The sequence below is a fragment of the Pontibacter mangrovi genome (genome assembly GCF_006385705.1).
Classification (GTDB): domain Bacteria; phylum Bacteroidota; class Bacteroidia; order Cytophagales; family Hymenobacteraceae; genus Pontibacter; species Pontibacter mangrovi.
The window spans coordinates 461600-475946 of the sequence record NZ_VFRQ01000002.1 but is presented as its reverse complement, the minus strand read 5'-3'; the positions used below and the strand labels follow the sequence as shown (position 1 = coordinate 475946).

The window sequence follows — 14347 nt, the reverse complement described above, 5'->3', positions numbered from 1 at the left end:
CAAACCCCGCAGGTTTGATAGGAATTATGCGGCGTAATGGTTAAATTTGGAGTCCGAAAAATGTCTTTGGCATGAATGTTTATACCACGCAGCCTTTTCAGGTAATCTATTCACTTTTCGAGCACGAATACCTGGGTTACCTGTTCGAGTCATTTGTGGTACAGGTTAACTCCAAAGGGCATCTTACCCTGCAGCACCAGAACATCTCGGCTAAAAACGCGGCCGAGTTTGCGGCGCGCCTCGATGCAGATGACTTTAAGCTGATTCCGCTGATAGACCAGGTGCAGCAGGACGCGGTGCTGAAGAAGTTCTCGCCGAAGAAGAAAATGTCGGCGGCAGACTTTTTCCTGAAAGTATACGACCCCGAAAAAGGCGACAAGGCGCTGCAGGAGGCAATTGCCCATTACGTGCAGAGCCGCATGGGCAAGATTCTGGAGCTGCTCCGCCACAACAAGATGACCTTTATTATGGGCAAGGACGGAGACCCGGCCTGGCGCAGGATTGAGATTGCGCCGGAGCGGGCTACGGTGCTGTTCCATTTTATGCGCAACGCCGATAACACGCACTACTTCCCCACCATTAAGTATAACGGCGAAAAGCTGGACTTCCAGTACAAGAACGCGGCGCTGGTGTGCCACGAGCCGGCCTGGCTGCTGCTAAACGAGAAGATCTACAGCTTTGAAAAGAATGTGGACGGCAAAAAGCTGCAACCTTTCCTCAACAAGAAGTTTATCGCCATACCTCGCTCCATAGAGGAGAACTATTACCGCAAGTTTGTGGCCCCGCTGGTAGAGCAGTTCGATGTGAATACCAGAGGCTTCGACATCAAGTCAGAGAAATTTGTGCCTAGCCCATACCTTACCTTCTCGGAGATTGCCGGAGCGGATGCCCCTGCTGTTCGGAGAAATGAGGCGGAGCAAGCCGATGCCGAGGGCAAAAAGATACTTTTCGACCTTGCGTTTAAGTATGGCGATTACATGGTGCAGACGCAGGAGGCCCGGCGCGTGAGCGTAAGTATGGAGAAAACGCAGGACTCCTACATTTTCCATAAGCTGATACGTGACCTGAACAAGGAGAAAGAGTATGTAAAGGAGCTGAACAAGCGGGCACTGGAAGTAAAAAACGGGCAGGCAGTGCTGGAGAAAAGTGCAGCCTTCTCGTGGCTCAACAGCAACCTGCAGGAACTGCAGGGCATGGGCTTTACCGTGCAGCAGAGCCAGCGCAACAGCAAAAGCTATTTTATAGGCGAGATAACGCTGGATGTAGGCATCACCGAGAAAAACGACTGGTTCGATATCTACGGCACCGTGCGCTTCGGCGAGTTCACTATTCCGTTCATCAAGCTCAAGAACCACATACTTACTAAAAACAGTGAGTTTATACTTCCGAACGGGCAGGTGGCCATTATTCCGGAGGAGTGGTTTACGCAGTACATAGAGCTGTTTGCCTTTGCCGAGGGCGAAGAGCACCTGACGCTGAAGAAGCACCACATGGCGCTGGTAAACGACCTGCAGAACGGCAACCTGGCCACCGTGACCATGAGCCGCAAGCTGGAGAAACTGCGCGAGTTCGAGACCATAGAAGACCAGCCCCTGCCGGCCGGCTTTGTGGGAGAGCTGCGCCCGTACCAGAAGGCCGGCTACAACTGGCTGCACTTTGTGCAGAACTATAAGTTTGGCGGCTGCCTGGCCGATGATATGGGCTTGGGTAAAACCGTGCAGACGCTGGCCATGCTGCAGCACCGCAAGGAGAACGGGGCTGAGTCGGCCTCGCTGTTGGTAATGCCTACCTCGCTGGTGTACAACTGGATGAACGAGGCACAGAAGTTTACGCCTAGCCTGCGCATCCTAAACTATACCGGCACCTACCGCGACAAAAACGTGGAGCTGTTCTCGGATTATGACGTGATCCTGACCTCCTACGGTATTGTGCGCCTGGATGCGGAGCTGCTGCAGAGCTACTATTTCGACTACATTATTCTGGACGAGTCGCAGGCCATCAAAAACCCGGACTCCAACACCTCGCGCTCGGTGCGGGCGCTCAAGTCGCGGCACCGGCTTATACTTACCGGCACGCCGGTGGAGAACAGCACCATGGATTTGTGGTCGCAGATGTCGTTCATTAACCCTGGGCTGCTGGGCAACCAGCACTTTTTCCGAAACGAGTTCCTGAAACCGATCGAGAAGGAGAAGGACGAGCAGAAGACGCGCCGGCTGCACGCGCTCATCAAGCCGTTTATACTTCGCAGGCACAAGTCGCAGGTGGCACGGGAGCTGCCGGCCAAAATAGAGCATACCGCCTTCTGTAAGATGACGGAGGAACAGGAGCATGCCTATGAGGAGACGAAATCGTTCTACCGCAACAAAATCCTGACGAGCCTAGAAGAGAACGGGCCGGGCAACACGCAGTTTATGCTGTTGCAGGGCCTCACCAAGCTGCGCCAGATAGCCAACCACCCGCTGATGACGGACCCTGGCTACGAGGGCAGCTCCGGCAAACTGAAGGAGGTGCTGCACAAAACCACCGATGTAGTAAGCAAAGGGCACAAGGTGTTGATATTTAGCCAGTTCGTGAAGCACCTGGAAATTATCAAAAATGCTTTGGACAAGCGGGAGATAAAGTATACATACCTGGACGGCAACACCAAAAATCGCCACGAGCAGGTAGAGCGCTTCCAGAACGACCCAAGCATACAGGTGTTCCTGATCTCGCTGAAAGCCGGTGGTGTGGGCCTAAACCTAACCGCTGCAGACTATGTGTTTATACTTGACCCTTGGTGGAACCCAGCCGTGGAGGCGCAAGCCGTAGACCGCGCGCACCGCATCGGGCAGCAGAACACGGTATTTACCTATAAGTTTATTACCAAGGATACCGTGGAGGAGAAAATACTGGCGCTACAGAACCGCAAAATCCAGCTCGTAACCGACCTTATCAGCACCGATGAAGCCGTTATCAAGAGCCTGACGAAAGAGGATATCGATAACTTGTTGAGTTAAATTGTTGAATGGCTCAATTGTTAAATTGTTGAGCACACAAGTATAAAACGCCGCTGCAAAGTATAAATGCAGCGGCGTTTCTTTTTCCGGGGAAGTATAACTTTAGCGCCTGAAGGAGGTTAAAAGGAGTAGCAAGTATAAATTCCTCCTCCATCGACAGGTCGCAGACCTCGAACTTGTTTCGGGGAAGGGACAGGGGTGGTTTGATCGAGTGCTGGAGGATCGCGAATCTGGATATTCGCTTCTTTAACCTTGGCACGGAAGCAACTTCCGCGGCAGGTGAAAACTTTCGTTACTGAGGTCAACAATCCAACAATAAAACAATTTAACCCATGCAGCTCCACCTCAGAACCTACGTCAGCCAGGACTACCTGCAGGTGTTCCATGCGTTTGATGAGCGGCTGTTCCGGAAGCTGTCTCCGGCTTACCCGCGGCTGAAGCTGCTGCGCTTTGATGGCTCGGAGCCCGGCGATGTGGTGGAGGTAGAACTGCAGACAGGCATCAAATCCTTCCGCTGGACCAGCCTGATCACGGAGAGAAGTATAACCGACACTGCGGCATATTTTGTAGATGAGGGGCAAGAACTGCCGCCACCGCTAAAAGTATGGCACCACAAACACCTGGTCTCCAAAAACGGCAGCGGCGCCGTCATTCACGACATCATCACCTTCAGCACCGGCCTTAAACCGTTGGACCTGCTGCTCTACCCGCTCATGAAGCTGCAGTTTGGCATGCGGAAGCCGGTTTATCAGCGGGAGTTCGGGAAAGTATAAGGTCTTACTCGCCAGCCGTTAAAGAAATATTATCTAGCTTGGAGCGATGGACGTAGCTATCTTTCGAAATAGGCTGCCCGTTTTCGTTGAACCATGCGACAAAGGCATCGAGCTGTGCCTGGTTCTGCTCCAGCCAGCTATTATACTGCTCAGGGTTGCCGGCCTGCAGCAGCCAGTAATTGTAAGCCTCCAACTGCTGCTCGTTTAGCAAAGTCTGCTGCCACTGAAAAAGCGGGTTATCAAAGCGCGTATTAATCTCGTTTTTGTAGAAGTTCTGCACAAAGCTTGTCCTGATCTTGTTAAGCGAGGCCAGGTCGATTTGCCGGGTGCCCGCGGCAGACATTGCCAACGTTGTTTCGTAAGCCACGGTGCCGAACGGCAGGTTTAATGAGGAGCCCTTTTTGCTGAACCCGATGATGTTGTTCTTGCTGAAGCTCACAGACATGGAGGTGTCTGAAGTATACTTTATCTCACTTTTATAGGTGTCGTAAAGCAGCTTGCTTATTTCGGTGCTTCTTTCAGAGTTAGGCTCCAGTACCCGGAAAAGCTCGCCGTACAGCATGCCCCATACTTCCTCCTCGGAGCCCAGGAAAAGCTTTGCGGCCCAGTAGTAGTTAGACGGATGCAGCGGCGCCGCGGCTATTCCTGCCTCAAAGGTGGCCAGCGCCTGCTCGTTCTGCTCCTCTTTCAGCAGCACAATGCCCTTCTCCAGGTATAAGGGGCCGGAGGAGGGGAACTTCTTCAGGCCGGCCTCATAGGTTTTAAGCGCCTTGTCGCGGTTACCCATCATGTCGTAGCTGTTGCCGCGGAGCTGGTAAACCTGGTCAAAGGCCTTTTTGGTCTTTATAAGCTTCTTTGTGGCATCCAGGGCTTTAGAGTAATCTTCTTTGAGGTAATAGGCCAGCGCCAACTCATACTCAATATTTGGGTTTTTAGGGTCTAGCACAAGCGCTTCTTCCAGCGTGGCGATGGAGGCGTCGTAGTTGCCTTCATCCATCAAGGCAATGGCTTTTTGTACCAGTTCCTTCGGGCGCTCGCTCTGCGGAAAGGCAGGAGCGGCGGCAAAAAGCAGGAGCAGGAATAAGAGTTTGTGTTTCATAGCGTGTATAACCGTTAATATCTTGGTAATAAATATAGAAGAAAATATATACATTATGGCAAAGCAGCGGCTATTTATGTAGCATGTATAAAAACCTTTCCCCCACCCCATCAGTTTACAGCACACAGAGCTAAAAGCAGTATATTAGGGTATGAGGAAAGCAGCCGTTATTGGGGCAGGAATTGGAGGCATCGCCACAGCCGTGCGCCTGGCCGTGAAAGGCTACGAGGTAACGGTGCTGGAGGCGAACCACACGTTTGGCGGCAAGATGCACGAGTTCTGGCTGGGCAAGTATCGGTTTGATGCCGGACCCTCCCTGTTCACGCTGCCGCACCTGGTGGATGAGCTGTTCACGCTGGCTGGCCGCACCCCCTCCGACTACTTCCGCTACTCCCGCCTCGACCCGATTACCCACTATTTCTGGCCCGATGGCAGCCAGGTAAAGGCGTGGGCCGATACCGGGAAATTTGCCGAAGAAGCGGAGCAGCAGCTGGGCGTGCCGAAGCAGGCTGTGCAGGAGGCGCTGCAGAAAAGCGCCCGTCTCTACAAAGGCACGGCTGATACGTTCCTGCAGAAGTCGCTGCACCGGCTGGATACTTACCTGAGCCCCGACGTGCTGAAAGCGCTGGGCTGCCTCTCCGACCTCGGCCTAACCACCACCATGCACCAGGCTAACGCCAATGAGTTCTCCGACCCGCGCTTTGTGCAGCTGCTCGACAGGTTTGCCACTTACAACGGCTCCGACCCGTACCAGGCACCCGGCACGCTCAACATCATCCCGCACCTGGAGCACAACATCGGCGCTTTTTACCCGGAGGGCGGCATTTATAGTATAGCGGCCAGCCTGGTAAAGCTGGCCGAGGAGCTTGGCGTGGAGTTTAAGTATAATGAGCGGGTGGAGCGCATCATCACTGAAAAAGATAAAGCTGTAGGCGTGGAAACCGACAGCGGCAAGTATAAAGCCGATGTGGTAGTGAGCAACATGGATGTGGTGCCCACGTACCGCCGGCTCCTGCCCGACCAGCCTGCGCCGGAGAAAACGCTGCGGCAGCCGCGCTCCAGCTCCGCGCTCATCTTCTACTGGGGCATCAAAAAGGAATTTGAGCGACTGCACGTGCACAACATCTTCTTCAGCCAGGACTATAAAGCCGAGTTTGAGCACATCTTCAAGTACAAAACCGTGAGCCCGGACCCGACGGTATACATCAACATTACCTCCAAGGCAGACCCGCAGGACGCGCCCGAAGGCGGCGAGAACTGGTTTGTGATGGTGAACGTGCCGCACAACCAGGGGCAGGACTGGGCGCAGCTAACAGTGGATACCCGGCAGGCGGTGCTGCAGAAGCTGAGCAGGATGCTAAAGACCGATGTGGAGGCGCTGATAGAAGAGGAGCAGCTGCTGGACCCGCTGCTGATCGAGAGCCGTACCTCGTCGTTTGGCGGGGCCTTGTACGGCAGCAGCTCGAACAACCGCATGGCCGCGTTTCTGCGTCACCCCAACTTCAGCTCCAAACTCAAAGGCTTATACTTCTGCGGCGGCAGCGTGCACCCCGGCGGCGGCATTCCGCTGTGCCTGCTCTCCGCTAAAATCGTGGGCGAGCTAGCCCCTGCCCCTTCACCCGCTAAACCTCATCAACGCCATGCCTGACACCCCTACTGCGCCCACCCTAGCACCCGTTGCTACAAAGTATAAAAAGTATGCGCTGCCGCTGGCCATGGCTATACTCTTTATCTTTCATGCCGTTGGGTTCTGGGGGCTGATGTTCAGCGGTAGGCCGGCGTACTTTCAGGAGCTCACGCCCATGAACCTGCTGCTCACCAACACGCTGCTCTTCGCCTTTCTGCGCCGCTGGGATGCCGCTTTCATACTTTTTGCCGCAGTGGTGTTTGCCGTAGGCTTTTTCTCGGAGGTGGTGGGGGTGCACACGGGGCTGCTGTTCGGAAACTATACTTATGGCGCGGCGCTGGGCACCAAACTATGGGACGTGCCGCTGCTCATTGGCCTGAACTGGCTGATGCTGGTCTATACCACCGGCCAGATTAGCAACTACACCCGCCTGCCGTGGTGGGGCAAAGCCATACTTGGTACCATGCTGATGCTGGTGCTTGATTATTTTATTGAGCCCGTGGCCATGGCGTTCGACTTCTGGGACTGGCAGGGAGGGCATGTGCCGCTGAGCAACTACATCGGTTGGTTTGTGGTGGCGCTAGCGCTGCAGGCATACTACCAGTGGGCACCTATCTATAAAACAAACCGCCTCGCCCCTTACGTGTACCTGGTGCAACTACTGTTCTTCCTGAGCATTTTTATACTACTGTAGCCTGCTACAGCACAAGCGGGTAGGGTTTCCCGAAACCGAGAAATAGCTTTTAGTATTGGTTGTAAAAGTGTAATTTTACAATTATGCAAACTGCGACGCACCACATACGGAGCGCAGTTCAGAAAAGACATGATGATACCAGAGACAATTTTAGAGCGGCTTCACGAGGTTTTCAGGAGCGAGGGGATAGAGCGGAATTCGGAAGAGGAGTTGATGCAGCAGCTAAGAATCTCGGAGGGTGAGTACAGGCAGCTGTTTGCCAACAGAGCGGACATGGTGCAAAAGGTGGTGCTGCACGATCTCAGCCTGCAGGAGGCCCGCGACGATGAGCGCATCCGCTACGCCAAAAACCCTGTAGAGAAAATCATCCTGCTGCTTCAGCACGGCATCCAGGACCTGAAAATGGTCAACCCGGCCTTTATCATAGACCTGCAGCTGCACTACCCGCAGGTATGGGAAATGGTGCTGCAACACCTGGAAAGCTACAACCACGACCTCGACCTTAGGATCGTGAACGAGGGGGTAGTGCAAGGCTACTTCCGCAAAGACATTAACCTGCAGTTGGTGGCCAAAATTATCATCGAGCAGTTCAACATGGTCATTAACCCAAACATCTTTCCGCCGGAGCGCTACAACCTGGGTGAGGTCTTCCGCAGCGTGTATTTATACTACGTGCGCGGCCTCTGCACCGATAAAGGCGCCAAGTTGGCAGAAGAATACTTCGCTAAAAACAATATCTAACAAAAGTATAGAAAGCATAAAAAGCGGCGGCCAAAGTATAAGCTTTGGCCGCCGCTTTTTATAGTATGTTGCTCAGGTGTTAGCTGATGGACACGCGCACTTTCTGCGTGTACTGGCGCAGGGCCGTTTTAAAGTCGGTGCCGTTATCCTCCATCTCGTTCAGTATCCAGATGGCGGCCAGCACATGCGTCAGTTGCTCGCCTTCGTCGTCGCCCCCTACCTCAATGGCAGGCTGTTGCTCGTCTACAATGGCGGCCTCTGCGGCCATCAGCTCGTCCAGTTTGTGGTTTTCTACCAGGTTCTTTATTGCAGGTATCTTCATGTTTATACTTAGGCGTCTAGTTTATGGATCAGTTCACGAACGGCGTCTTCCTTGCTGGCGGCCACAGAGTCTACGAATTGGCCGTTCTTGAAGATGGCGAAGGTAGGCAGGTTGTTAACATTGGCCAGCTTGCGCGCCTCCGGGCTTGTCTCGGCGTTCACATCCACAAAAGCCACGTTCGCAAAAGCCTCGTCGTCAGACATGCGTTTGAACTTTGGCGCAAACAGGCGGCAGCTGCCACACCAGTCGGCAAAGTATTTCACCACCACTTTCTGGTTCGAGTTTAATACATCTTTAAAATCGTTATCAGTTGCTACTATAACAGCCATATTTCTTCTTTTTGTGATTTACTTGATCAGATTCTATCCCTATTAAACTACTGTCAAAAGTAAATGTTTCAGCCGAAAGTATGGCAATAGCTTCGATAGATTTAATTTATCCGTTTATAGATGCTGGCTATAATCACAGCTTCTACTTATCCGCATGGCCTCTGAAACTATACCTGTGGCTTTAAAGTTATAGCATAGAACAGATTAAGGCGGCAGATTTATACTTATGCGGCAAAAATGGATGGCAGAATCTAGGAGCCAATTTTGTATCTTTGCAGCCTAAAACCAGAGAAGCACGATGTTAGATAAGTTAGAAGCCATAAATGAGCGTTTTGAGGAGGTAAGCCAGTTGCTTATCCAGCCGGATGTGGCCAGCGACATGAAGAAGTTCAAGGCGCTGAACAAAGAGTATAAGGATCTGGACAAGATCGTAACCGAATATAAAAAATACCTGAACATCCTGAGCAACATCGACAACGCCAAGCAGGTGATTGCCACGGAGAAGGACGAGGATTTCCGGGAGATGGCCAAGGAAGAGCTGGACGAGCTGATTCCGCAGCGCGACGAGATGGAAGACACCCTGAAGGAGCTGCTGATCCCGAAAGACCCGAACGACAGCAAGGACATCATCATGGAGATTCGTGCCGGAGCGGGTGGCGACGAGGCCTCTATCTTTGCCGGCGACCTGTACCGCATGTACAGCCGCTTCGCCGAGAAGCAGGGCTGGAAAATGGAGCTGATGGATGCCACCGAAGGTACATCGGGTGGTTATAAAGAAATTATTGTGGGCGTATCGGGCGAGGACGTATACGGCAAGCTGAAGTTCGAGTCGGGTGTGCACCGCGTGCAGCGCGTGCCGGCCACTGAAACGCAGGGCCGTATCCATACTTCCGTAGCCTCAGTGGTGGTGCTGCCGGAGGCCGAGGAGTTTGACGTGGAGATCGATATGAACGACATCCGTAAGGACCTCTTCTGTTCGTCAGGCCCGGGTGGCCAGTCGGTAAACACGACTTACTCTGCCGTGCGCCTGACGCACCTCCCAACCGGTATCGTGGCCCAGTGCCAGGACCAGAAATCGCAGCTCAAGAACTACGATAAGGCGCTGGCGGTGCTTCGCTCGCGTATTTTTGAGGTGGAGCTGGCCAAGAAGAACGAGGCAGAGGGCGCCCAGCGCAAGAGCATGGTAGGCGGCGGCGACCGCTCCGACAAGATCCGTACCTACAACTATCCGCAGGGCCGCGTAACCGACCACCGTATCGGCTACACCGTGTACAACCTGCCAGCCGTAATGGATGGCGGCATCGACGACTTTGTAGAGCAACTGCGTATTGCCGAGAACGCCGAGCGTTTGAAAGAAGGCGCCGCAGCAGAGTAAGCTGTTAGCTAAAGTATAAAGCAAAGGATGCAGTGAAGCAAGTATAGCGGCGCTGCATCCTTTTTCTTTTTAATTGCTATATTGTTGAATGGCTAAATTGCTGTTCAGCTAAGTATAGCTATACTTTATCATCGTATTTATACTCCCAACAACCAATAACGAATAACTAAAAGTGAGATACCTGCTCGCCATACTGCCCCTCTTGCTGCTACTGTCGGTGTTCGGCTGTGAACCGAAGGAGGAGATGATCACCACGGATCCGAACGCGGTGCTGGCTTTTTCGGCAGACACCGTACTGTTTGACACCGTTTTTGTGAGCCGGGGCAGCGTAACCAAGCGCCTGAAAGTATACAACCGCAACGAGAAGGCCGTGCGCATCAGCGAGGTTACCTTGGCTGGGGCGGGCAGTTCTCCTTACCAGCTGACCATAGATGGGGTGCAGGCGCCGCTGGCGAACAATCTGGAACTGCGCGGCGGAGATAGCCTGTACGTGCTCGTGAAGGCCAATATCAATCCTACCGACCAAAACCAGCCTTTCCTGGCAGCCGATTCCATCCTTTTTACCACCAACGGGCAGCAGCAGAACGTGAAGCTGGTGGCCTATGGGCAAAATGCCTACTTCCACCGTAAAGGCAGCACGGGCACCACCACCTGGCCCGCCGATAAGCCCCACGTGCTGCTGGATTCGGTGCTGGTGCGCGAGAATGAAGTGCTAAGTATTGAAAAAGGCGCCCGCATCTATGGCTACAACAAATCGGTGCTGCTGGTGGCGGGGCAGCTGCAGGTGGAGGGCACACCGCAGGAGCGGGTGAGCTTCAATGGCTACCGCCGCGAAGAAGAGTACCGCACGGCGCCAGGCCAATGGGAAGGCATCCGGATTTTGGCAACCAGCGGGGGCAACAGCATAAAGTATGCGGATATAAAGAACACGGTCTATGGCGTGCGCATCGGCAACCCGGGCAAGGCGGGCACGCTGATAGAAGGAAGTATAGTGGCGCATGCCATGTTGGGCGGTGTAGTGGCTTTTACTTCGGAAGTGCAGCTGGTGAACACGCTTATCTACAATTGTGGCAACCATGGTTTCCAAGGCTCTGGCGGAGGCAAGTATGAGTTGCTGTACTCTACTATTGTGAGTTATCAAAACCCGCTGGAACGTGCCGCGCCGTTGCTGGCAGTAACCGGCTTTATACCAGAAACGGAAATCGAGAACCAACCCACTTCGCTGCGGCTGGTCAACTCTATTGTGTATTCGGATGGCTATACGACGGATGAGGTGCTGGTAGAGCCAGCCAGTGCCGCCACCGAGGTCAGCAACAACCTGCTGCGCACTGAGCGGCATAAAACTTTATTTGAGGGCCAGGGCAACATCCTGAACGCCGAGCCAAAGTTTAAGGCACCCGCCAAGTATGATTTCAGCCTCGACACCCTCTCCCCCGCCAGCGGCGCGGCCAAAGTACTGCCAGCCATACTTCAGGATATCAAAGGCAGCCCCCGCAGCAGCACCCAACCCGACGCAGGCGCGTATGAACGTACGATAGATTAATTTTGAGGAGTTTAATTGTTGATTGTTAGATTGCTAATTATTAAAAGTAGGATTTAGGTTTCCTGCTTCCCATGCGATCAAACCATTCATTCACTCATTGTAAAGCTATGTGGTTTCAGAAAGAGATAAGGCTACCGGCCGTTAAGCGCGGCTTTCATTTGATAACAGATTTGCTGGAGGCGCAGCTGCCGGAGCTGGAGGAGATGTATGTGGGGCTGGCGCACATCTTTATCAAACACACCTCGGCCAGCTTAACGATAAACGAGAACGCAGACCCGACCGTGCGGCTGGACTTCGAGAGCCACTTCAACCACATGGTGCCCGAAAACCAGCCCTACTACCGCCATACCTTGGAAGGCTCCGATGATATGCCCGCGCACCTGAAAGTATCCATACTTGGCGCTTCTGTCACTGTGCCTGTCCGGGAGGGGGAGTTTAACCTGGGCACCTGGCAAGGCATTTACCTCTGCGAGCACCGCGACAACGCCTCCAAGCGCACCGTGGTCGTCACGCTGCATGGCGAGGGCCAGCATGGGTAAAGGTCTGATTCTGACTGAGTGAATGTGTGGCTGGGTGAATGGGAGAAGTTGTAAACCCATACTTCTAAATTCTCTCCCCTGCATCGAACATCACACAACGAATAACCATGCTTACCGCACGATGCTTACCCTTCTAATCTCGGTGCCGTTGGTGCTGACCAGGCGGAGGAAGTATATACCCGGCGGCAGGCGGTGCACGTCCAGCTGCAGCGTTCGGTTGCGGACTTCGGCGGTGAGTACGGTTTTGCCCACACTGTTCAGTAGCTCTACGTGCCGCACAAGTATGCGCGCAGGCTGCTCAATGTATAAATAATCAGAAGCAGGAACCGGGTACACCGTCAGGTCGCTTACCGTTACGTGCACAAAGTCTTCCTTCACCTCCGTGTCGCTGGTGCTGCCGTTGCTTACGGTTAGTTTTACGCTATACTTTCCGGGGCGAGGGTAAGTAACCTCCGGGTTCTCTTGAGTGGATGTGCCCGGCACGCCCCCTTCAAACTCCCAATGCCACGCAGTTGCCCGCACACCCTCAGGGGCAGCGGCAAACTGCACACTTTTCCCGGCTACAGTTAAGGTGTCGCCTTCCTGTGCCAGGCCAAAGTCGGAGCGGATGGAGGCAGAGCAGGCCAGAGAGCTGAGCAGGCGGTTGCGGCTGGTGCTGATCACGGCGTTCATGTAAGCGGCCTGCCCATGGGTAAACAGGTTCATGCAGGCATCGTTGCTGTAGTCCATGTAGTTCTGGTACATGTTGCCGTAGGGGCCGTTGTCGCAGGAGATTTGGATGCCGCCGGTGCAGTCGGTGGTATAGGTTTCCTGGTTAGGCGTATCGCTGATGCCGTCGGAGTCGGAGCAGCTGGCGTCCTCACCGCCCCAGATATGATCCAGGCCCAGCCAGTGGCCTACTTCGTGTGTGGCCGTGCGGCCCAGGTTGTAGGCTGTGTTAAACTGGTTGGCGGGCGCGGCGCCCACGGCCGTGTAATGCAGCACCACCCCATCCAGTTGCGGCAATGTGGTGCCGGGCATGGTGGCATAGCCCAGCACATCGTCTTTGATGTCTCCTATCCAGATATTGAGGTAACGGCTCGTGTCCCAAGCATCCTTGCCGCCCTGGGGCGATTTTTTAATATAGTCGGAGGCAAAGCTAAATGCTGCCTGAGAGGTTTGTGTGCGGGTGATGCCGGTGGTGGGGTCTCCGTTTGGGGACAGAGCAGCCAGACAGAACTCGATGCGGGTATCCGCGGCATAGGGCGCAAAGTAGGAGGGCGTGTTCACGGCATCCGCGTTGTGCCTTCTGAAGTCGGCGTTCAGCACCTCCAGCTGCGACAGGATCTGCTCGTCTGAGATGTTCTCTTCCTCGCTTCCATACACCACATGAAACACTACCGGAATCGTGACGGTGTTAAGGGCGCGCATATTCTGCCACTTTCGCTGCTGCTGTAGTTTATCCTGCACCGCCTGCTGCACCTGTTGCTGCTCCTGCTCTAAGTATGGGTGTGCGGCTTTCTGAGCGCTGACATAGGCAGCGGTGGCACAGCCTCTGTTGCCCGCCATCTGTTGGGCAGAGCTGCTAAAGACAAAACCCAGGCAAAAAAGAGCCAGCAGGGCAAACGTGCGCATGTGGTAAAGGTATGGGCTTCGAAACGGTTTAGGGGCAGGCAGAGCGCCTGTAACCATGCAAGTTAAGGAAAAAAGGAAAAGTTCCTACCCCGATAAGTAGCTTTTAAGGGATAGCTATAGCCTTGCCTGCACCTCGTAGCGCAGCGAGTCCCCGAAGATCATTTTCTGCACGCCCTCCACCCGATAGTCCGAAATGTTGCCGGTTTGGGGATTGGTGCTGAGCTCAATGGCGCGCCGTGAGAAAAAGATGATGTTCTTGTCCTGCAGGCGGGCGTTTAGCTGCTTTAGCTTTCCTTTGGGTGTTATAACGAGGCGGAGGTACTGCACCTGCGGTTCGGCATCCTCCAGTTTCGTAAATTCTATGGCCTTGGAGCCATCCTCCAGCACCTGCTCCTGGCGGGTGTAATACTCCTGCAGCGACGGGCGACTTAGGTCTGCCTGCTCAAACACAGTCAGCTCGTCTTCCCAGTCAATGTCGGGTGTTTCCACTACCTCCGGCTCGTGGTCCTGCGTGGCGACAGACTTCAGCACCATGGGCTGTTCTTTCTCCAGCCTTAGCCGCTGCTCCTGCAGGTAGCTAGACAGGTTAAAAGTGCCCGGCCCTGCCTCTTGGGCAGCAGGCGGAACCGGGCGCTCACAGGCAACAGTGGCCAGCAAAAGGCCTATCCATAAGAGAGGTTTATACTTGGCCACAG

13 protein-coding genes are annotated in these 14347 nt (G+C 54.0%); 8 read left to right on the top strand and 5 right to left on the bottom strand.

Annotation, left to right across the window (positions count from 1 at the left end; genetic code table 11):
* The first annotated feature begins 71 nt into the window (after nucleotides 1-71).
* Together FJM65_RS05640 and FJM65_RS05635 are read left to right on the top strand one after the other, a co-directional pair.
* A complete protein-coding gene (locus tag FJM65_RS05640; protein WP_140620295.1) occupies nucleotides 72-2996 on the top strand; it encodes a DEAD/DEAH box helicase in 2925 nt (974 codons plus the stop codon).
* A 332-nt stretch (nucleotides 2997-3328) separates the two neighbouring features.
* A complete protein-coding gene (locus tag FJM65_RS05635; protein WP_140620293.1) occupies nucleotides 3329-3769 on the top strand; it encodes an SRPBCC family protein in 441 nt (146 codons plus the stop codon).
* 4 nt (nucleotides 3770-3773) lie between these two features.
* On the opposite strand, the gene FJM65_RS05630 is transcribed toward FJM65_RS05635, so the two are convergent.
* Entirely contained in the window at nucleotides 3774-4868 is a 1095-nt protein-coding gene (locus FJM65_RS05630; RefSeq protein WP_181163652.1) for a tetratricopeptide repeat protein, read from the bottom strand.
* 151 nt (nucleotides 4869-5019) lie between these two features.
* On the opposite strand from FJM65_RS05630, the gene crtD reads away from it, so the two are divergent.
* The 3 genes from crtD to FJM65_RS05615 all read left to right on the top strand — a co-directional run bounded on the left by crtD (nucleotide 5020) and on the right by FJM65_RS05615 (nucleotide 7930).
* The gene (crtD, locus tag FJM65_RS05625; protein WP_140620289.1) at nucleotides 5020-6516 is read left to right on the top strand and encodes a 1-hydroxycarotenoid 3,4-desaturase CrtD; all 1497 of its coding nucleotides are present in this window, start codon (nucleotides 5020-5022) and stop codon (nucleotides 6514-6516) included.
* Nucleotides 6509-7189 carry a carotenoid biosynthesis protein gene (locus FJM65_RS05620; protein ID WP_140620287.1) on the top strand — a complete coding sequence of 227 codons (681 nt, stop codon included), beginning with the start codon at nucleotides 6509-6511 and terminating at the stop codon, nucleotides 7187-7189. The genes crtD and FJM65_RS05620 overlap by 8 nt, the downstream gene beginning before the upstream one ends.
* A gap of 129 nt (nucleotides 7190-7318) precedes the next feature.
* The gene (locus FJM65_RS05615; RefSeq protein ID WP_140620285.1) at nucleotides 7319-7930 is read left to right on the top strand and encodes a TetR/AcrR family transcriptional regulator C-terminal domain-containing protein; all 612 of its coding nucleotides are present in this window, start codon (nucleotides 7319-7321) and stop codon (nucleotides 7928-7930) included.
* Nucleotides 7931-8009: 79 nt separating this feature from the next.
* Here FJM65_RS05615 and FJM65_RS05610 read toward each other — a convergent pair whose 3' ends face one another.
* Together FJM65_RS05610 and FJM65_RS05605 are read right to left on the bottom strand one after the other, a co-directional pair.
* Nucleotides 8010-8252 carry a DUF6952 family protein gene (locus FJM65_RS05610; RefSeq protein ID WP_140620283.1) on the bottom strand — a complete coding sequence of 81 codons (243 nt, stop codon included), beginning with the start codon at nucleotides 8250-8252 and terminating at the stop codon, nucleotides 8010-8012.
* Nucleotides 8253-8260: 8 nt separating this feature from the next.
* On the bottom strand, nucleotides 8261-8581 hold the full coding sequence (locus FJM65_RS05605) for a thioredoxin domain-containing protein (RefSeq protein WP_140620281.1): 321 nt from the start codon (nucleotides 8579-8581) through the stop codon (nucleotides 8261-8263).
* A 298-nt stretch (nucleotides 8582-8879) separates the two neighbouring features.
* Here FJM65_RS05605 and prfA point away from each other — a divergent pair, with 298 nt between their 5' ends.
* From prfA to FJM65_RS05590, 3 genes are all read left to right on the top strand, one after another.
* On the top strand, nucleotides 8880-9956 hold the full coding sequence (prfA, locus tag FJM65_RS05600; RefSeq protein WP_140620279.1) for a peptide chain release factor 1: 1077 nt from the start codon (nucleotides 8880-8882) through the stop codon (nucleotides 9954-9956).
* Nucleotides 9957-10128: 172 nt separating this feature from the next.
* The gene (locus tag FJM65_RS05595; RefSeq protein ID WP_140620277.1) at nucleotides 10129-11499 is read left to right on the top strand and encodes a hypothetical protein; all 1371 of its coding nucleotides are present in this window, start codon (nucleotides 10129-10131) and stop codon (nucleotides 11497-11499) included.
* Nucleotides 11500-11606: 107 nt separating this feature from the next.
* Nucleotides 11607-12038 (top strand): secondary thiamine-phosphate synthase enzyme YjbQ, encoded by a 432-nt coding sequence (locus FJM65_RS05590; protein WP_140620274.1) that lies wholly within the window; start codon nucleotides 11607-11609, stop codon nucleotides 12036-12038.
* 111 nt (nucleotides 12039-12149) lie between these two features.
* On the opposite strand, the gene FJM65_RS05585 is transcribed toward FJM65_RS05590, so the two are convergent.
* Both FJM65_RS05585 and FJM65_RS05580 read right to left on the bottom strand, forming a co-directional pair.
* Nucleotides 12150-13652 carry a M43 family zinc metalloprotease gene (locus FJM65_RS05585; RefSeq protein ID WP_181163651.1) on the bottom strand — a complete coding sequence of 501 codons (1503 nt, stop codon included), beginning with the start codon at nucleotides 13650-13652 and terminating at the stop codon, nucleotides 12150-12152.
* Nucleotides 13653-13766: 114 nt separating this feature from the next.
* On the bottom strand, nucleotides 13767-14345 hold the full coding sequence (locus FJM65_RS05580; protein WP_140620270.1) for a hypothetical protein: 579 nt from the start codon (nucleotides 14343-14345) through the stop codon (nucleotides 13767-13769).
* Between the last annotated feature and the right edge of the window lie 2 nt (nucleotides 14346-14347).